Source organism: Klebsiella sp. MPUS7 (assembly GCF_009905335.1).
Lineage (GTDB): Bacteria > Pseudomonadota > Gammaproteobacteria > Enterobacterales > Enterobacteriaceae > Klebsiella > Klebsiella grimontii.
On sequence record NZ_CP047604.1, the window covers coordinates 90,812 to 109,296 of the forward strand.

The following is an 18,485-nucleotide window of genomic DNA, read 5'->3' on the forward strand; positions in this document are numbered from 1 at the left end:
CTCCCAATTAATTTTCTGCTAGCCAGCTATCAACCCGGGAACGAACCTGTCCCACTTTGACGCCGTAAATAACCTGAACTTCATTTCGATTTCGTACTACGCCATTTGCGCCGGTGCTTTTTAATATCGTATCGTCAACCAGATCCATATTATGAATAGCGACGCGCAGGCGGGTGAAACAGTTGTCGACGGAAATAATGTTCTCTTTACCACCCAAGCCATTGATAATTTCGTTAGTCACCGACTGCGGTTCGCCCATTTTTTTACGATAATCCGCCTTGCTATATAACTTCACGTTTTCATCGTCTTCACGACCCGGCGTTTTGAGATTCAACTTAACGACCAGGGTGCGGAAGATAACGTAGTAGACGGCGAACTGACCGATCCCGATAAGCACGTAGCCGGGCCAGCGCGTCAGGGATACCGGCAGCGGCAGGTTGTAAATCAGGAACTCAATCAGCCCGGAAGCGCCCCAGGGACGCACGGTAAAGATGTCGCAAATCGCCTGCGAGGCCGCGGTTAAGGTGGCGTGGATCACCCACAGCAGCGGCGAAACGAACAGGAAGGTAAACTCAATCGGCTCGGTGATGCCGGTGAGCATGGAGGTGATAATGGCCGGTAGCAGAATCGCTTTGGCCATCATTTTTTTCTCCGGTTTCGCCGTGTGGTAAAACGCCAACGAGGCGCCGGCCAGGCCGAAGATGGTGGTCATCCCCTGCTGCGAGAAACGCAGCGCCTCGTTCATCACCGGGGTTAAATCCGGGTGGCGCATATAGGCGAGGAAAATCGCCTGGGTACCGGAGACGACCTGGCCGTCGACGCTCAGCGTGCCGCCGATTTGCGTGAGCTGGAACGGCGACCAGACGAAGTGGTGCAGGCCGGTGGGGATGAGGAATTTTTCAAAGAAGCCGTAAACGAAGACTCCCGCTACGCCGGCGTTTTTCATAAAACCGGTCAGCGCCGCGATGCCGTGGGTCATAAACGGCCAGAACCAGGTAAAGGCGATGGCGTAGAAAATGACGACCGGCGTCATCGCCACCAGCGTCAGCTTGGCTCCGCCGTACATGGAGAGCGCGCCGGGTAGTTCAATCGTCGAGACTTTGTTATGCACCCAGGCGATGGTGCAGCCGAGAATAATCCCGAGGAAAACCCCCATATCGACCACCACAAAGCCCAGCAGCTGAGTCTGCCCGGTACCGTAATATTCGCCGTTAATTTTTTCCGCAAGGCCGTGGGTATGCTCCAGCCACGAGTGGTTAGCGCCAAGAAACATGATAAAACACATTACCGAAACCAGCGCGACTTCGGTTTTTTTATCTTTTGCCAGACCATAGCTAATGCCGACGCAAAAGAGTAATCCCAGATTGCCGAATAAAGGCCAGAAGGTATCGCCGAGGAGCTGTCCGAGCTGGTGTAAAAAACTGGTCTCCGAAATTAATGTTGGGTTAGTTAAGACTGAACTGAGTGCCAAAATTAAGCCAATGACCGGCAAGAACAATACTGCGCCGATCATTGCTCTGGAGAATTTTTGCATATTCTCCAGAATACGCTGACGTATTACGGACATGGTTGTTCCTTTATTTTTGTAGGTTCAGGGACTTTAATTATTTTTTTAACTTCCAGTATTTTTGTTATAGCAAGTCCGTTATTTGAAAGGAACAGGTTGCGGGAAATAGGTACAAACAGCCGCTTAATGGCAACAGGTTTCGCGAACGGAACAGGCCCTCTCCCGTGGGGAGAGGGGGAGGGAGAGGGAAAGTCAGGGAGTCGTTGTCGCCGGTGCTGAAGGGGGCTGGGGGCTGGAGACCTCCCGTTGCGCATCACCTGCGCCACCTGCTGTTTCTCCATATTTATCGCGCTAAGCTGCCCGTTGACGGTCGGCTTCAGCGGCGCATCCGCCTGCACGCTGCCGGTCGCCGTCAGCTGAAGGTTCCCGTCGCCGGAAACCGGCAGCGCGGGCCAGCCCCACGCCTGCAAAATATTCAGCGGCACGCCGCGACCGTTGAGGCTCAGGTTGACCTGGCGCTGCGGGAGCTGCGACACCGCCGCGGTGGCTTGCAGGATCCCACGCTCGGTAAAGGCGCTGAGCTCGTTAACGTTCACCGTTGAGGCGTTGGCGCTCAGCTTCAGCGACGGGCGGCGGACGTCAATCCGGTTAAACGTCGCGGCGGCGGCGTTCAGCGTCGCGCTACCGCTCCACACGCCCCAGCTGCGGTTTTTCACAAGCTGCAGCTCGCCGCCGTAGCCGTCAAGCGCGGTGATTTGCCACGGGAACGCCGGTTCAATATCGATAATCAGGTTGCGGCTGGCGCTGAACTTTCTCAGCGTCAGGCTTTGCAGCCAGTCGGGCAGCGGCGCCATCCACAGCTGCTTCCAGTTGTCCGGCAGGGTGTATTCCAGCCCGGCGAACGCCGCGTCATCCAGCACCAGGGCGCGGCCGGCGCGCAGCCAGTTGCCGGATGTGCGTACCATGCCGCCCTCCCAGCGTGAGGTGAACTGGCGCAGCGCGATGCCCTGCGGTGAGAACCCGGCGTTAAGGATCGGGTCGAGGAAGTGCAACGAGCCGTAAATAAACTCGTTGGCGTTCATCGACAGCGTACCCTCCTGGCTTTGCCAGTCGCCGCGGCTCAGGGTGAGGTTGCGCAGATTAAGGTCGAGACCGGCGATCGCCCAGTCAGGCCCCTGCAGGCTAGCGTCGGTGACATCAAGGCGGCCAATCTGTAGCGAGGGCAGGGTAGTCAGCGGCGCGAAAAAGTCGGCGAGGGATTTATCGCTTTGCAGGCGGATTTCGCTGAGGCGCAAATTATCGACCTGCCAGCCGCCGTCGGCGCTGCGTTTCGCCGTGCCGGTGAGCGTACCGCGGGCGACGTCCGCTCCAATGGTCGAGAGGGACACTTCGCCGTTATCAATATTCCCCTGAATCAGCACGTTGCTGGCTTCAATACCGTTGAGCGTCATCGAACCGGCGCTGATCTGAATCTGCGTTTTCTTGCCGAGCACGTTGCCCGCTTCCGGCGCCCACGGGCTGACGCCGCCGGTGACGCGCTGCGCGCTCAGATCCCAGTCGCTCTCCGGGCTGTTGAACGCCATATTGCGCAGCTGCAGACGGTCGGCGGCGAACGGCAGCGCCGCAGAGGAAGGGGAAAAGTTTAGCGTGCCGTCGCTGAGGACGATTTCGTCGGCATGCAGCGGGTCGCTAAACTGGCGGCTGCTAAAACCAATATCCACCGTTTGCGCCACCAGCGTGGCGGGTTTGCCGTCGCGGCCGAGGGTGACGTTTTGCAGCTGCAGGTGCATCGGCGAGGAGAAATTATGGTTCATCTTGTTGAAAGAAACCTTCCAGCCGGTGCCGTCGCTTAGCCAGGCGCTGGCCTGGCGCCCACCCCACTGGGTTTGCAGCAGGAAGTAAGCGGCAATAATCACCACCAGCAGGGCAATCAGCAGCCAGAGAATCAGCTTTCTGAGAAATTTCATGATCTTCGATCCTGAGCGAGGCACATAAGGCTGTTATGCCCGAATTATGCGCAATCCTCAAGACAGGAATTGTGTAATGAGATGATGTGAGATTGATGATGCAGACGCCCCGGCCAGCATCGCGCGGCCGGAGCGTCAGAGAGGATCAGTTTTTCTCTGGCGGGAAAATCAGATTCAGCACAATCGCCGTGATACCGCCAGCAGCGATACCCGAGGAGAGCAGGTTCTTCAGCCAGTCAGGGGCGAACTGCAGGATCAGCGGCTGCTGGGAGACGCCAAGGCCGACGGCCAGCGACAGGGCGATAATCAGGATCGCCCGGCGGTTCAGCGGCTCGCGGGAGACGATACGCACGCCGGAGGCGGCAATGGTGCCGAACATGACCAGCGTCGCGCCGCCGAGCACCGGCTCAGGAATATGCTGTACAAAACCGCTCACCGCCGGGAACAGCCCGAGCACGATCAGCATCAGCGCGACCACGAAACCGACATAGCGGCTGGCGACGCCGGTCAGCTGTATCACGCCGTTGTTCTGGCCAAAGCAGGAGTTCGGGAAGGTATTGAATACCGCCGAGACGAAGGAGTTCAGGCCGTTAGCCAGCACGCCGCCCTTCAGACGCTTCATATAGAGCGGGCCGGAAACCGGCTGCTCGGAGACGTCAGAGGTGGCGGTAATATCGCCGATGGTTTCCAGCGAGGTAATCATAAACACCAGCATCAGCGGCAGCAGCAGGTTCCAGTCGATGCCCAGCCCGTAGTACAGCGGCGTAGGCACCATAATCAGGCTGCTTTCCGTCGGCGCGGTATTGGCCGGCAGCATATCGAGCAACCATGCCGCCAGGTAGCCGGCCGCCATCGCGATAACCAGCGAAGCGATGCGCAGATATGGGTTGCGCTGGCGGTTAAGGATAATGATCAGCGCTAGCACGATGCCCGCCAGCAGCAGATTTTTCGGCGCGCCGAAGGTGTGATCGGCCATAGCCGCGTAGCCGCCGCCGATGGAGGTCAGGCCAACCTGAATCAGCGACAGGCCGATAATCATCACCACCACGCCGGAGACCAGCGGGGTAATAATGCGGCGGGCGAGATGCAGGACGCGGGAGAGAACCATCTCCGTACAGCTGGCCAGCATCAGGGTGCCGAACAGCGCGGCCATCATGGTCGGAACATCGGCGCCGCCGGTTTTCAGCGCGGTGCCGCCCATGATCAGCGGCGCGACGAAGTTAAAGCTGGTGCCCTGAATTGAGAGCAGACCGGAGCCGACCGGGCCCCAGGCTTTGATTTGAATGATGGATGCCACGCCGGAGGCGAAAAGGGACATGCTGATGATGTGTTGCGTATCCTGAGCCGGAAGGCCCAGGGCCTGGCAAATTAACAGCGCCGGAGTGATGACCGCGACAAACATCGCCAGCAGGTGCTGGAACGCGGCGAACAGGGTTTGCGGTAGCGGCGGGCGGTCTTCGAGGCGGTAGATTAATTCGCTGGTTTGCTTGTGCGCAACCGGTTGCGCATTTTCTGACTCTGCGGTGTTAACGGACATCACAACAATCCCAAAGGTGGCAAAGCGGGGATTTTATCGGACTGTAGACCAAAAGCAAACGTTTGCCACTCGTTAGCGATAAATATTTATACAAGGAATAGGCAACAAACATTTATTAACATTTTGTATGCTTGAACGCATCAATATCCCTACAAAATATCTTTTCCTGTCCTTTTTTCCACACTTCTGCTTAAAATCCCTTCCCGATTACTCATGATGAGAAGCAATCGACACCGGGAATATCGTCGCGTGTGAATGGATCATGCGCCTATAAGGAGCTCTTTTTTATGTTTCATCTCGATACCTTATCGACGCTCGTTGCCGCAACTTTAGTGTTGCTACTGGGTAGAAAACTCGTTCAAACCGTTCCTTTCCTCAAGAAATACACCATTCCTGAGCCCGTCGCGGGCGGCCTGCTGGTCGCGCTGGCGCTGCTGGTATTAAAGAAAAGCATGGATATCGAAATTGATTTCGATATGAGCCTGAAAGATCCGCTAATGCTGGCGTTCTTCGCCACTATCGGCCTCAACGCCAACCTCGCCAGCCTGCGGGCTGGCGGTAAAGTCGTGGGGACGTTCCTGATTGTGGTGGTGGGGCTGCTGCTGCTGCAAAACGCCCTCGGTATCGGCATGGCGAAGCTGCTGGGCCTCGACCCGTTGATGGGGCTGCTGGCCGGTTCGATTACCCTTTCCGGCGGCCACGGCACTGGCGCGGCGTGGAGTAAGTTGTTTGTTGAGCGCTATGGTTTCGCCAACGCCACCGAAGTGGCGATGGCTTGCGCAACCTTCGGCCTCGTCCTTGGCGGCCTGATCGGCGGGCCGGTGGCGCGCTATCTGGTTAAGCACTCTTCTTCCCCTGACGGCACACCGGACGATCAGCTCGCGCCGACCGCGTTTGAAAAGCCGGATATGGGGCGCATGATCACCTCGCTGGTGCTGATTGAGAGCATTGCGCTGATCGCCATCTGCTTAACGGTAGGGAAGATCGTTGCGCAACTGCTGGCGGGAACCGTATTTGAACTGCCCACTTTCGTTTGCGTATTGTTTATCGGCGTGATCCTGAGCAACAGCCTGTCGGCGCTGGGGCTGTATCGCGTGTTCGATCGCGCGGTGTCGGTGCTGGGTAACGTCAGTCTGTCGCTGTTCCTGGCGATGGCGCTGATGAGCCTGAAGCTGTGGGAGCTGGCGTCGTTGGCGCTGCCGATGATTGCCATTCTGGCGGTGCAGACGGTAGCGATGGCGCTGTATGCGGTGTTTGTGACCTACCGGATGATGGGTAAAAACTACGATGCCGCGGTGCTGGCCGCCGGCCACTGTGGTTTCGGCCTCGGCGCGACGCCGACGGCGATTGCCAACATGCAGGCGATAACCGACCGTTTCGGTCCGTCGCACATGGCGTTTCTGGTGGTGCCGATGGTGGGCGCGTTCTTTATCGATATCGTTAACGCGCTGGTGATTAAGCTCTATCTGCTGCTGCCGGTATTCGGCTGATAAAAACCCGGAGACGCTGCGCTACAGGCCAGCGCGGTTTTTGGTTTTGGTAGCCCGGCTAAGGCGTTTACGCCGCAAGCCGGGAATACCTCAACAAACTTACGCTTCGTCGTGCTCTTCCCACGCCAGCGCGCGTTTTACCGCTTTCTTCCAGCCGCTGTAGCGATAGTTACGCTCGGTGGTTTCAATTCCCGGACGGAACTCGCGCTCGATAACGGCTTTCTCCTGCAGTTCATCCAGATTCTGCCAGAAACCGACCGCCAGACCGGCCAGATAGGCTGCGCCCAGCGCGGTGACTTCACGGACTTCCGGGCGCTCCACGCGGGTGCCGAGAATATCGGACTGGAACTGCATCAGGAAGTTGTTGGCGACCGCTCCGCCATCAACGCGCAAGGCGTGCAGTCGGATCCCCGAGTCAGCCTGCATCGCTTCCAGCACGTCGCGGGTCTGATAGGCAATCGACTCCAGCGTGGCGCGAATAATGTGGTTGGAGTTTACGCCGCGGGTCAGGCCGAAGATCGCGCCGCGGGCGTACGGATCCCAGTACGGCGCGCCGAGGCCGGTAAAGGCCGGAACGACGTACACGCCGTTGGTATCCTTCACTTTGGTGGCGAAATATTCGGAATCGAACGCGTCGCTAATCAGCTTCATCTCATCGCGCAGCCACTGAATGGAGGCGCCCGCCATAAACACCGCGCCTTCCAGCGCATAGTTCACCTCACCGCGCGGACCGCAGGCGATGGTGGTCAGCAGGCCGTGCGTTGACGTCACCGCTTTCTCGCCGGTATTCATCAGCATAAAGCAGCCGGTACCGTAGGTGTTTTTCGCCATTCCTTCTTTAACGCACAGCTGGCCGAACAGCGCAGCCTGCTGGTCGCCGGCGATACCGGCGATCGGAATACGCGTCCCGCCCTTACCGCCGATGTTGGTCTGGCCGTACACTTCGGAAGATTTGCGCACTTCCGGCAGCATGGCGCGCGGGATATCCAGCGCGTCGAGCATTTTGTCGTCCCAGTCCAGCTCGTGGATATTGAACAGCATGGTACGCGAGGCGTTGGTGTAGTCGGTCACGTGAACGCGTCCCTGGGTCATTTTCCAGATAAGCCAGGTATCTACGGTGCCGAACAGCAGCTCGCCGCGTTTAGCGCGCTCGCGCGCGCCTTCGACGTGGTCAAGGATCCACTTCACTTTGGTGCCGGAGAAGTAGGGGTCAACCACCAGGCCGGTGGCCTTGCGGATGTACTCTTCCATGCCGTCGCGCTTGAGCTGCTCGCAGATTTCGGCGGTACGGCGGCACTGCCAGACGATAGCGTTATAAATCGGCTTGCCGGTTTCACGCTCCCACACGATGGCTGTTTCACGCTGGTTGGTGATACCGATCGCCGCGATTTCATCGGAGCTAATATCGGCTTTTGCCAGCACTTCGACCAGCGTAGAGCTTTGCGATGCCCAGATCTCCATCGGGTCGTGTTCAACCCAGCCTGGGCGCGGATAAATTTGTTCGAATTCTCGCTGAGAGACGCTGACGATATTGGCATCGTGATCCATTACCACGGCGCGGGAGCTGGTGGTGCCCTGGTCGAGCGCTACGATATATTTTTTGTCGGTCATAGTATGAGTCCCGTAGTCAGATTACAGCGAAGCTTTGTGTTGCGTCGTAGAGGGGGATGCGGCTTCTTTCTCTTCGACGACGCAGGTGTCGCAAGGCAGGTGGCGGCCAATCAGCTTGCGGTAGCAAAATGCGCCCAGCGCAGCACCGACGATTGGCGCGCACAGCGGCACCAGGAAATAAGGAATATCTTTGCCGCCGGTGAAAGCGACATTGCCCCAGCCTGCCAGCCAGGCGAAGGCTTTCGGTCCGATATCACGCGCCGGGTTCATGGCGAAGCCGGTCAGCGGGCCCATGGATGCGCCGATAACGGCGATCAGCAGACCAATCAGCAGCGGCGCCAGCGGGCCACGCGGCACGCCGTTGCCATCGTCGGTCAGCGCCAGAATGACGCCCATCAGGATAGCGGTAATCACCATTTCTACCGCGAAGGCCTGCACAAAATTGATATGCGGGTTCGGGTAAGTAGAAAAAATGCCTGCCAGCTCGAGACTTTCGACGCTACCGCGCACCATATTGTGGGTATGTTCGAAATCGAAGAAAAGATTGTAATAAAGCCCGTAAACTAAAGCCGCAGCGCAAAAGGCGCCAGCGAATTGCGCAATGATAAAAGGAACAACTTTACGACCGTCAAAACAGGCGAACAGCCACAGCGCGATGGTGACCGCCGGGTTAAGGTGCGCACCGGAAACCCCTGCGGTCAGGTAAATCGCCATGGCGACGCCCAGACCCCAGATGATGCTGATTTCCCATTGACCGAAGCTGGCTCCCGCGACCTTAAGCGCAGCGACGCACCCAACGCCGAAAAAGATCAACAACCCGGTACCGAGGAACTCTGCGATGCACTGGCCTTTTAGTGTTGATGTTTGGCTCATAATCGAATCCTGAAGCGTAGTGATGATTATTGTATGTGTGAAGGTCGCAGGCGACCACGCTGCCATGTAGGCATAGTGTTAATTTATCGTTAACGAACAAAAACGAGAAATATCGAAATTCAAATGTGTGTACCACGTCAAGAAAATGAGCGTTTTCGCGCCATAAACGCGTGTTCGGTCGTTTGCGGGAGCGTTTCACCGCGCATTTTTTTACGCCTTGATTAACAATTACGAAAAACTGCCGGGTAAAAGCGGCGAACGGACCAGGTAAAGGCTGAAAAGTGTCGCAAACCGCAATCTACGCGGGTTGTCGCTGGACAGGGGCGACGGGGCTTCATACAATCGACTACATCACCACTGTAGTGCGCTAATTTTCGTTAAGGCGTCAACGCGTATACGAAACGGACGGTTTCTATCAACGCCTTGCAAGTTCAGGAGAGGTATGACGATGTCATTAGAAGTGTTTGAGAAATTAGAATCTAAAGTTCAGCAGGCGATTGATACCATCACTCTGTTACAGATGGAAATCGAAGAGCTGAAAGAGAAGAACAACACGCTGGCGCAGGAAGTACAGAGCGCACAGCACAGCCGTGAAGAGCTTGAGCGTGAAAACGGTCAGCTGAAAGAACAGCAGCAGGGCTGGCAGGATCGTCTGCAGGCGCTGCTGGGCCGTATGGAAGAAGTCTAACGCTTCCCGCCCTCTCCCGTTCGGGAGGGGGCAACACTTCCCCGTTCTATATACTCGCAAGTTATAGCCAATCTTTTTTTATTCTTTAATCATCAGTCCGCTTTCTGGCACGCTTAATCCATCACAACACTACATAAAGAGAGCGGTGCGATGAATAAGTGGGGCGTGGGGTTAACTCTGTTGCTGGCATCCGCCAGCGTTCTGGCAAAAGACATTCAACTATTAAACGTTTCTTACGATCCGACGCGCGAGCTGTACGAACAGTACAACAAAGCTTTTAGCGCCCACTGGAAGCAAGAAACCGGCGACAACGTGGTGATTCGTCAATCCCACGGCGGCTCCGGCAAACAGGCGACCTCGGTGATCAACGGTATTGAAGCCGACGTGGTGACCCTTGCGCTGGCCTATGACGTCGATGCAATTGCCGAACGCGGCCGAATCGACAAAAACTGGCTGAAACGTCTGCCGGATAACTCCGCGCCGTATACCTCCACCATCGTGTTCCTCGTACGTAAAGGCAACCCGAAGCAGATTCACGACTGGAACGACCTGATTAAACCAGGCGTGTCGGTGATTACCCCGAACCCGAAAAGCTCCGGCGGCGCGCGCTGGAACTATCTGGCGGCCTGGGGCTACGCCCTGCACCAGAACAATGGCGACCAGGCGAAGGCGCAGGAGTTCGTAAAAGCGCTGTTTAAGAACGTCGAAGTGCTGGATTCCGGCGCCCGGGGCGCGACGAACACCTTCGTAGAGCGCGGGATAGGCGATGTGCTGATCGCCTGGGAAAACGAAGCCCTGCTGGCGACCAATGAGCTGGGTAAAGATAAATTTGAGATCGTGACGCCGAGCGAATCGATTCTCGCCGAGCCGACGGTTTCCGTGGTGGATAAAGTAGTCGACAAGAAGGGCACTCGCCAGGTGGCGGAAGCGTATCTGAAGTACCTCTATTCGCCGGAAGGCCAGGAGATTGCGGCGAAGAACTTCTATCGCCCGCGTGACCCTGAAATAGCGAAAAAATACGCCGATGAGTTCCCGAAACTGAAGCTGTTCACCATTGATGACGTGTTTGGCGGCTGGACGAAAGCGCAGAAAGAGCACTTCTCCAACGGCGGCACCTTCGACCAGATCAATCAGCGTTAAATAGCCTCTTCTTATTCCCGGCAGCGGTGAGTTTGTCGGGAATAGGGGGTAGCCCGGACAGGCGCATAGCGCCGCCTCCGGGAAAACACACCGAACCTCTTCCTGTTTTCATTTAGTCATCAAACTGCGTTACTCTTCCGTTTCTGGCTGAGACAGGAAAATAGAATGCGAAGAGTACGATACCTTTTATTAGCGCTGCTGGTGGCGGTTGTGGCGGCGATAGCCGGCGGCTACTACTGGCTCCATTCCGGCAACCCTGATGCGTTGCGCAAAATTGTTCTGCAACAGTGCGTCCCCAATCAACAGCAGCGCCAGGATCCCGCGCCCTGCGTGGAAGTGAACCTGAAGGGCGGCTATGTCCTGTTTAAAGACCGCAATGGCCCGCTGCAGTATCTGCTGATGCCCACTTACCGCATTAACGGCACCGAAAGCCCGCTGCTGCTCAATCCCCTGACGCCGAACTTCTTCTGGCAGGCCTGGCAGGGGCGTGAAATCATGAGCCAGCATCGTGGTTCCGCCGTATCGGATGACGCGGTCTCGTTGACGATCAACTCGCGCAGCGGACGCACGCAAAATCATTTCCATATCCATATCTCCTGCCTGCGTCCCGATGTCCGTACTCAGCTGGACAAGGAAGCGCCCGCTATCAGCAGTCGCTGGTTGCCGCTGCCCGGTGGACTACTGGGCCACGAATATCTGGCGCGCCGGGTCACCGAAACGGAGCTGGCGCAGCGCAGCCCGTTCCTGATGCTGGCTGAAGAGGTGCCGGAAGCGCGCGAACATATGGGGCGTTTCGCGCTGGCGATGGCGAAGCAGAGCGACGGCTCGCTGGTGCTGCTGGCGACCGAGCGTAACCTGCTGACGCTGAATCGCGCATCGGCGGAAGAGATTCAGGACCATAGCTGCGCCATTCTGGCATCCCGTTAATTTCCTTTACGTTCCCGCCATTCATTATCTCCTTGATTCCTATCCCGGTTTAACGTCGGGGTAGGATCGGGTGTATAAAAATATGTGAAACCGATCAAAAGATATAAAGGTATACCTTTATATCTTTTTGAGGATCGTTACACTCTCTTCATAGCCTCCATTGCGTGTCTGACTGGTGGCTTATTTATAAAAACGTTTTTATTTCATGTAGTGACATCATTAATTGTTCCCTCTATTTGCGCGGCTAAGCGTAAAGGAATATCAACATGAAACTTTCTATCGTGGAAAAAATCGGCTTCGGCGCAGGAGATATGGCGATAAACGTTGTGATCATCGCCATGCAGCTGCTTCTCGCCTATTTTTATACCGATATCTACGGCCTGAGCGCCGCTGATGTCGGCGTACTTTTCGTGGTTGTGCGGATGATCGATGCCATTATCGATCCGGCCATGGGCGTCCTTACCGATAAGCTGAATACGCGCTGGGGACGCTATCGCCCGTGGCTGCTGTGGTTTGCCATCCCTTTTGGCTTCGCCGTTTATTTAATGTTTATCACGCCTGATATGGTTTATATGGCCAAGCTGGCGTGGGCCTATGGCACCTATATTCTGATGACCCTGGTCTATACCGCTATCACTATTCCCTATATCTCGATGATTGGCGTGATTACCAGCGATCCCGTGGAACGGCTAAGCGCAAACGGCTATCGCTTTGTGATGACCAAAATTGCCGCTTTCCTGGTCACTATTGTCGTCCCGATGCTTGCCGTCTGGCTGGGGCAGGGCAACAAGGCGCTGGGTTACCAGTTTTCTATGGGGCTAATGGGCGCGATGGGGGCCCTGCTGTTTATCTTCTGTTTTCTCACCACCCGTGAACGTAGCGAGCCGGAAATTACTTCGCTATCGGTAGGGAAGCAGTTTAAGTATCTGTTACGTAACGATCAGTGGATTATTCTTGGGGTTGTTATTTTATTGCTGATGTGCGGTTACGTTATTCGCGGTTCCGTCGCGGCCTATTATGCCAAGTATTATCTTAATGGCGGCGATAGCCTGATTTCACCTTTTCTGACTACCGGCGTTGTCGCCTCTATTCTGGCGATGATCGCCACCACCTGGATAACCAAGTTCTGGGATAAAATTAAGATGTTCCGCTACACCCAGATTATTACCTTTGTACTAAGCGCGATGATGTATTTCTTCGTCGGGCGTGAAAATCTTATCCTGGCATTTACGTTCTATTTTCTTATTAATTTCTTCTGCGATATGCAAATGCCGGTGTTCTGGTCCTCTATCGCCGAAGCGGTGGATTATGGCGAAAAGAAAACCGGGCTGCGGGTATCCGGCCTCGCGTTTGGCGGCATTCTCTTCTTCCAGAAGTTTGGTATGGGGATCGCGGGGGGCGTACTGGGATTTCTGCTGAGCCACTTTGGCTATCAGGCCGACGTTGAACAGAGCGCGCGTTCGCTCACCGGTATTGCGCTGATGATGACGCTCATTCCGGCACTGTTCCATCTTGCGGTTGGGCTGATTATGAAAAAGTATCTGATTAATAACGAATATTATCGTGATATTCAGCTCGCCCTTGCGCAAAAACAGGCATAAGGAGGCGTAAATGAATGCCATGAATAAGGTTTGGGCGATCGGAGACGCCTCCGTAGACCTGGTACCGGAAAAACAGAACAGCTACCTGAAATGTCCCGGAGGCGCTTCGGCGAACGTGGGGGTCTGCGTTGCCAGGCTGGGCGGAACGTGCGGTTTTATCGGCTGCCTTGGCGACGATGACGCCGGGCGTTTCCTGCGCCAGGTTTTTCAGGATAACGGCGTCGATGTCTCTTCGCTGCGGCTGGATGCGAGCCTGACCAGTGCGGTACTGATCGTCAATCTGACGGCTGACGGCGAGCGCAGCTTTACCTATCTGGTGCATCCGGGGGCTGATACCTACGTTTCACCTCAGGATCTGCCGACGTTCAGAAAATACGAATGGTTTTACTTTAGCTCCATTGGTCTCACCGACAGTCCCGCTCGCGAGGCATGTCTTGAGGGCGCGCGAAGAATGCGGGAGGCCGGCGGCTACGTTCTGTTTGATGTCAACTTGCGCAGCAAGATGTGGCGCAATACCGCTGAGATCCCTGACCTGATCGCCCGCTCCGCTGCGCTGGCGTCTATCTGCAAAGTCTCGGCCGATGAGCTGTGTCAGCTGAGCGGCGCCAGCCACTGGCTGGATGCGCGGTATTACATGCGCGATCTGGGCTGTGATACCACCATCATTTCGTTGGGGGCCGAAGGGGCGTTGCTCATCACCGCCGAGGGAGAGTTCCTTTTTCCCGCCCCGCGCGTGGAGGTCGTCGATACCACCGGAGCTGGCGATGCCTTTGTCGGCGGCCTGCTGTTCACGCTTTCCCGCGAAAACTACTGGAATCATGCCTTGCTGGCGGAGGCCATCAGCAATGCCAACGCCTGCGGCGCAATGGCGGTGACGGCAAAAGGGGCAATGACCGCTCTGCCGTATCCCGACCAGCTCAATACTTTTCTGTCCAGCCGTTCGCTGGCACAAGCCATGACCGTGAAATAAGGAGTCATCATGCACGTTGATCAAAACAAAATACTGGGATGCCTGGTAGGCGCCGCTGCAGCGGACGCGATGGGCGCGGCGACGGAAGTACGGACCCAGCAGCAAATTAAGGACTATTTCGGCGGCTGGGTAACGACCTTTCAAAAACCGCCAGCGGATACGTTTGGCCGCTGCAACGAAGCGGGTATGTGCACGGATGATTTTATTCAGGCGAAATACATTATGGACGCGCTGCTGCGTCATCAGCGCCAGGTCAGCGATGAGGCGATGCGCGAGGCCTTCCAGCAGTGGCTGGATTACCCTTACTACGCCAACTTTACCGGCCCGACGACGCGTGCGGCAATGAAAGCGATATTCAATGACAATCGTGCCTCCTTGCAGGGCGATCTTGAAGGCGAAAAGCAGTCGGTACAGATTATTAATAAGGGAAACGCGGAAGCCACCAACGGCGCCGCCATGAAGATTTGGCCGGCGGCGGTGCTGCATCCGGGGGATATTGACGCGGCGATTCACTGCGCGCTGCAGATTTGCCGCTTTACGCATAATAACGTGCTGGCGATGTCCGGCGCAGCGGCGATGGCGGCGGCAACCAGTGAAGCATTAAGATCGCAGACCAATGCGGACACCATTATTGCCGCCGGTATTTATGGCGCGCAAAGAGGCTATCTGCTGGCGCAGGAGCAAGGAGCGATGATGGTGGCAGGCCCATCCGTTGCCCGACGCATCGAGCTGGCCGTGGCTATCGGTCAACGCCATCGTCATTGGGAAACGGCGGTGGTGGAACTTGCCGATATTATTGGTTCCGGGCTGCACGTCAGTGAAGCCGTACCGGCGGCCTTTGGCCTGTTCGCGTGTTGTCCGAATTCTGCCGTAGATGCTATTATCTCCGGCGTTAATATCGGCAATGATACTGATACTGTCGCTACCATGGTTGGAGCGATTTCCGGCGCATTCCATGGCGTGGAGGCTTTTCCCGCCGATTATTTAACGACCGTGGATCGTATGAATCATTTCGATTTGGCACAACTGGCCAGGCAAATCGCAGGGTAGCGAATTCACCCTGCCGGGGACGGTAAAACGTCCCCTGCTGGCGAAGACGTGAGGTGCGCAGTTTGCAGGTTGATAAAACGAGCTTTACTCCGCTTTATAAGCAACTATTTTTTATCATCTGTCAGCAGATTCAGAATGGGTCCTTGCCGTTAGGCAGCCAGTTGCCGACGCAAAAAGAGGTTGCCAGAGCCTATAACGTCTCGCTCATCGTGGTTAAACAGGCCTGGAGCGAATTAATCAATGCGGGCATTATTTCGTCCCAGCGCGGAAGCGGATCGGTAGTGTGCTCAGTGCCGGAGGGAGTGAGCTACGGCCACACGTTTCGCGGCATTACCAGCGATCTTCAGGATGCCAGCGTCGAGATAGAGAACCGTATTCTTGAGATTGCGCCGCGTCGCGCGCGTGACGCTCAGGCAGATGGTTTGAGCCTGCCCGCCCATCATCATTATCTCTATATCTCGCGTATTCGTTGCCTGAATAATCGTCCGTTTAACCATGAAAAGATCTATCTCGATCTTAGCTTCTTTCCCGATCTGCAGCTCACGCCAGAGGCGCTGGAACATACGTCGCTTTATTCGCTATTAAACGTCACCAGTGACTCGGCGATTGAAAAGGTTGAGGCGATCTTACCTTCCCCCGACCTGTGCGAAAAACTGCAGATCGCGGCGAATAAACCACTATTATCCGTCGCCAGACAGACGTTTCAGGCCGGGCATAACAGCCCTTTTGAATATTGCCGTTATTACGTGCTGTCGGAATACTTTGGCGAAATTCATTATCACTAATCTGCCCGCACCGGTGTTGTCATAACCCCACTATATCTGGCGTTTACCTGTCCTGTTGTCCGTCGTATTCTTGCTGAAAAAAACGACAGGAGACAGGTATGTCGCTCTGGTTTTCCCACCCTCTGTTCCTTCCCTCTATCATCGTCGGCATCACTATTCTCCTCTGGGCGACCTCTTTACTACCGGAGTTTATGACCGCGCTGCTGTTTTTTGCCGCGGCGATGATCGCCAAAATCGCGCCGCCGGAGGTGATTTTCGGCGGCTTTGCCTCATCGGCGTTCTGGCTGGTGTTCAGCGGCTTTGTGCTGGGGATCGCTATCCGCAAAACCGGACTTGCGGACAGGGCGGCGCGGTCGCTTTCGTCGCGGCTGACCGACTCCTGGCCGCTGATGGTCGCCAGCGTGGTGCTGCTCAGCTATGCCTTGGCGTTTGTGATGCCGTCCAATATGGGACGTATCGCGCTGCTGATGCCGATTGTGGCGGCAATGGCCAGGCGTGCCGGTATTGAAGAGGGGACGCGCCCGTGGTTTGGCCTGGCGCTGGCGGTGGGGTTCGGTACCTTCCAGCTGTCTGCCACCATCCTACCCGCCAACGTCCCGAATCTGGTGATGAGCGGCGCGGCGGAGGGATCATATGGTATTCACCTGAATTACCTGCCCTATTTACTGCTGCATACGCCGGTGCTCGGCTGGCTCAAAGGCGCTGTGCTGATTGCATTAATATGCTGGCTGTTTCCCGGAAAACCGCACCCGCCGCGCGACATGACGCCGCTGCCGCCGATGAGCCGCGATGAGAAGCGCCTGGCGTGGCTGCTGGCGGTGGTGCTGACGCTCTGGGTGACCGAAAGCTGGCACGGCGTGGGGCCGGCCTGGACGGGGCTGGCGGCGGCGGTGGTAACGCTGCTGCCGCGGGTCGGCTTTATCAGCGGCGAGGAGGTTTCCAGCGGCGTGAATATCCGCACCTGTATTTACGTTGCCGGCATTCTCGGGCTGGCTATCACCGTGACCCAAACTGGTATCGGCGGCGTGGTGGGCAATGCGCTGCTGCAGATTATGCCGCTGGATAAAGAGAGTCCGTTTACCAGCTTTCTCGCGTTGACCGGCATTACCAGCGCGCTGAACTTTATCATGACCGCCAACGGCGTACCGGCGCTGTATACCACCTTCGCGCAGAGCTTCTCCGATGCGACCGGCTTCCCGCTGCTGAGCGTGATTATGATTCAGGTGCTGGGGTACTCCACGCCGCTGCTGCCGTATCAAGCGTCACCGATTGTGGTGGCGATGGGGCTGGGGAAAGTGCCTGCAAGGGCGGGAATGCTGCTGTGTGTCGCGCTGGCGGCGGTGAGCTATTTGATTCTGCTGCCGCTGGACTATCTGTGGTATCAGGCGTTGGGGAAACTATAGCGGGGTAAAAAACCCGGCTTGCGCTGTGCTGAGCCGGGCTACAAATATTGCAGATTTCTGGTCAGTAGCCCGGTTGCGAAGCGCGACCGGGGGTAGCCTTTAAAGCGAATTACGCTTTTTTCGCGGCTTCTGCTGCTTTAACGATCACCGCGAAAGCGTCAGCTTTCAGGGATGCGCCGCCAACCAGCGCGCCGTCGATGTCCGGCTGGGTGAACAGCTCCGCTGCGTTGCCCGCGTTAACGGAACCGCCGTACTGGATGATCACTTGTTCAGCCACTTTCGCATCGGCTTTCGCGATGTGATCGCGAATGAATTTGTGCACCGCCTGGGCCTGAGCCGGGGTAGCGGATTTGCCGGTACCGATCGCCCATACGGGTTCGTAAGCGATAACCACGCCTTCGAAGGCCGCCGCGCCCTGAGTTTTCAGAACGGCGTCGATTTGACGGGCGCACACTTCTTCGGTTTTGCCCGCTTCGTTTTCCGCTTCGGTTTCACCGATGCACAGTACCGGGATCAGACCCTGCTCTTTCAGTACCGCGAATTTTTTAGCGATCAGCTCGTCGGACTCTTTGTGGTAGGTACGACGCTCGGAGTGGCCGATGATGATGTACTGAGCGCCGATGTCTTTCAGCATTTCAGCGCTTGTTTCGCCGGTGAATGCGCCGGACAGGTTCAGGTCAACGTTCTGCGCGCCCAGGTGAATGTGGCTGCCGGCAGCGGCTTGTTTCGCCAGGTCGATGTACATTTCAGGCGGAGCAATTGCAACTGCACAGCCGGTCACGCCAGCCAGTTCGGTACGCAGGTTCGCGACCAGTTCGTTTACCATGTGGCGGCTGCCGTTCAGTTTCCAGTTACCCATCACTAAAGGATGTCGCATTTTTATTCTCCACGCTTCAAAGCGAATTAAGGAATATAGCCGCCCCCGAGGGCAGCATG

Annotated in this window: 14 protein-coding genes and 1 pseudogene; 9 read left to right on the top strand and 6 right to left on the bottom strand. The window is 56.4% G+C overall.

The features are described from left to right. Nucleotides 1-7 precede the first annotated feature (7 nt). The 3 genes and pseudogenes from GUC22_RS00455 to GUC22_RS00465 all read right to left on the bottom strand — a co-directional run bounded on the left by GUC22_RS00455 (nt 8) and on the right by GUC22_RS00465 (nt 5,011). Nucleotides 8-1,567 carry a PTS transporter subunit EIIC gene (locus GUC22_RS00455; RefSeq protein ID WP_004137673.1) on the bottom strand — a complete coding sequence of 520 codons (1,560 nt, stop codon included), beginning with the start codon at nt 1,565-1,567 and terminating at the stop codon, nt 8-10. A 192-nt stretch (nt 1,568-1,759) separates the two neighbouring features. After that, a pseudogene (locus GUC22_RS00460) lies at nt 1,760-3,474 on the bottom strand (AsmA family protein). Nucleotides 3,475-3,619: 145 nt separating this feature from the next. Then, complete coding sequence (locus tag GUC22_RS00465) at nt 3,620-5,011, bottom strand: nucleobase:cation symporter-2 family protein (protein WP_004137676.1); 1,392 nt, start codon at nt 5,009-5,011, stop codon at nt 3,620-3,622. 287 nt (nt 5,012-5,298) lie between these two features. Between GUC22_RS00465 and gltS the strand changes: the two genes are divergently transcribed. Continuing rightward, a complete protein-coding gene (gene gltS, locus GUC22_RS00470) occupies nt 5,299-6,501 on the top strand; it encodes a sodium/glutamate symporter (RefSeq protein WP_024359700.1) in 1,203 nt (400 codons plus the stop codon). 99 nt (nt 6,502-6,600) lie between these two features. Here gltS and glpK read toward each other — a convergent pair whose 3' ends face one another. Together glpK and GUC22_RS00480 are read right to left on the bottom strand one after the other, a co-directional pair. Beyond that, entirely contained in the window at nt 6,601-8,112 is a 1,512-nt protein-coding gene (glpK, locus tag GUC22_RS00475; protein WP_004126722.1) for a glycerol kinase GlpK, read from the bottom strand. A 21-nt stretch (nt 8,113-8,133) separates the two neighbouring features. Then, nucleotides 8,134-8,985, bottom strand: coding sequence for an MIP/aquaporin family protein (locus GUC22_RS00480; RefSeq protein ID WP_004106970.1), 852 nt, complete (start codon nt 8,983-8,985; stop codon nt 8,134-8,136). Between the two features lie 442 nt (nt 8,986-9,427). Here GUC22_RS00480 and zapB point away from each other — a divergent pair, with 442 nt between their 5' ends. The 8 genes from zapB (at nt 9,428) to GUC22_RS00520 (ending at nt 17,549) form a co-directional block, all read left to right on the top strand. Then, on the top strand, nt 9,428-9,673 hold the full coding sequence (gene zapB, locus GUC22_RS00485; protein ID WP_009652751.1) for a septal ring assembly protein ZapB: 246 nt from the start codon (nt 9,428-9,430) through the stop codon (nt 9,671-9,673). A gap of 150 nt (nt 9,674-9,823) precedes the next feature. Continuing rightward, complete coding sequence (locus tag GUC22_RS00490) at nt 9,824-10,813, top strand: sulfate ABC transporter substrate-binding protein (RefSeq protein ID WP_004137680.1); 990 nt, start codon at nt 9,824-9,826, stop codon at nt 10,811-10,813. Nucleotides 10,814-10,978: 165 nt separating this feature from the next. Further along, a complete protein-coding gene (locus GUC22_RS00495) occupies nt 10,979-11,740 on the top strand; it encodes a CDP-diacylglycerol diphosphatase (RefSeq protein WP_049086946.1) in 762 nt (253 codons plus the stop codon). A gap of 266 nt (nt 11,741-12,006) precedes the next feature. Then, nucleotides 12,007-13,341 carry an MFS transporter gene (locus GUC22_RS00500; protein ID WP_024359701.1) on the top strand — a complete coding sequence of 445 codons (1,335 nt, stop codon included), beginning with the start codon at nt 12,007-12,009 and terminating at the stop codon, nt 13,339-13,341. 10 nt (nt 13,342-13,351) lie between these two features. Continuing rightward, nucleotides 13,352-14,311, top strand: a complete 960-nt coding sequence (locus tag GUC22_RS00505) for an aminoimidazole riboside kinase (protein ID WP_049086948.1) — start codon at nt 13,352-13,354, stop codon at nt 14,309-14,311. Nucleotides 14,312-14,320: 9 nt separating this feature from the next. Further along, entirely contained in the window at nt 14,321-15,361 is a 1,041-nt protein-coding gene (locus tag GUC22_RS00510; RefSeq protein ID WP_024359703.1) for an ADP-ribosylglycohydrolase family protein, read from the top strand. Nucleotides 15,362-15,423: 62 nt separating this feature from the next. Continuing rightward, entirely contained in the window at nt 15,424-16,146 is a 723-nt protein-coding gene (locus tag GUC22_RS00515) for a GntR family transcriptional regulator (protein WP_004137691.1), read from the top strand. 98 nt (nt 16,147-16,244) lie between these two features. Continuing rightward, nucleotides 16,245-17,549: an SLC13 family permease gene (locus GUC22_RS00520; RefSeq protein ID WP_160183318.1), complete on the top strand. Its 1,305-nt coding sequence runs from the start codon at nt 16,245-16,247 to the stop codon at nt 17,547-17,549. A 109-nt stretch (nt 17,550-17,658) separates the two neighbouring features. Here GUC22_RS00520 and tpiA read toward each other — a convergent pair whose 3' ends face one another. Further along, the gene (gene tpiA, locus GUC22_RS00525) at nt 17,659-18,426 is read right to left on the bottom strand and encodes a triose-phosphate isomerase (RefSeq protein WP_004126701.1); all 768 of its coding nucleotides are present in this window, start codon (nt 18,424-18,426) and stop codon (nt 17,659-17,661) included. Nucleotides 18,427-18,485 lie beyond the last annotated feature (59 nt).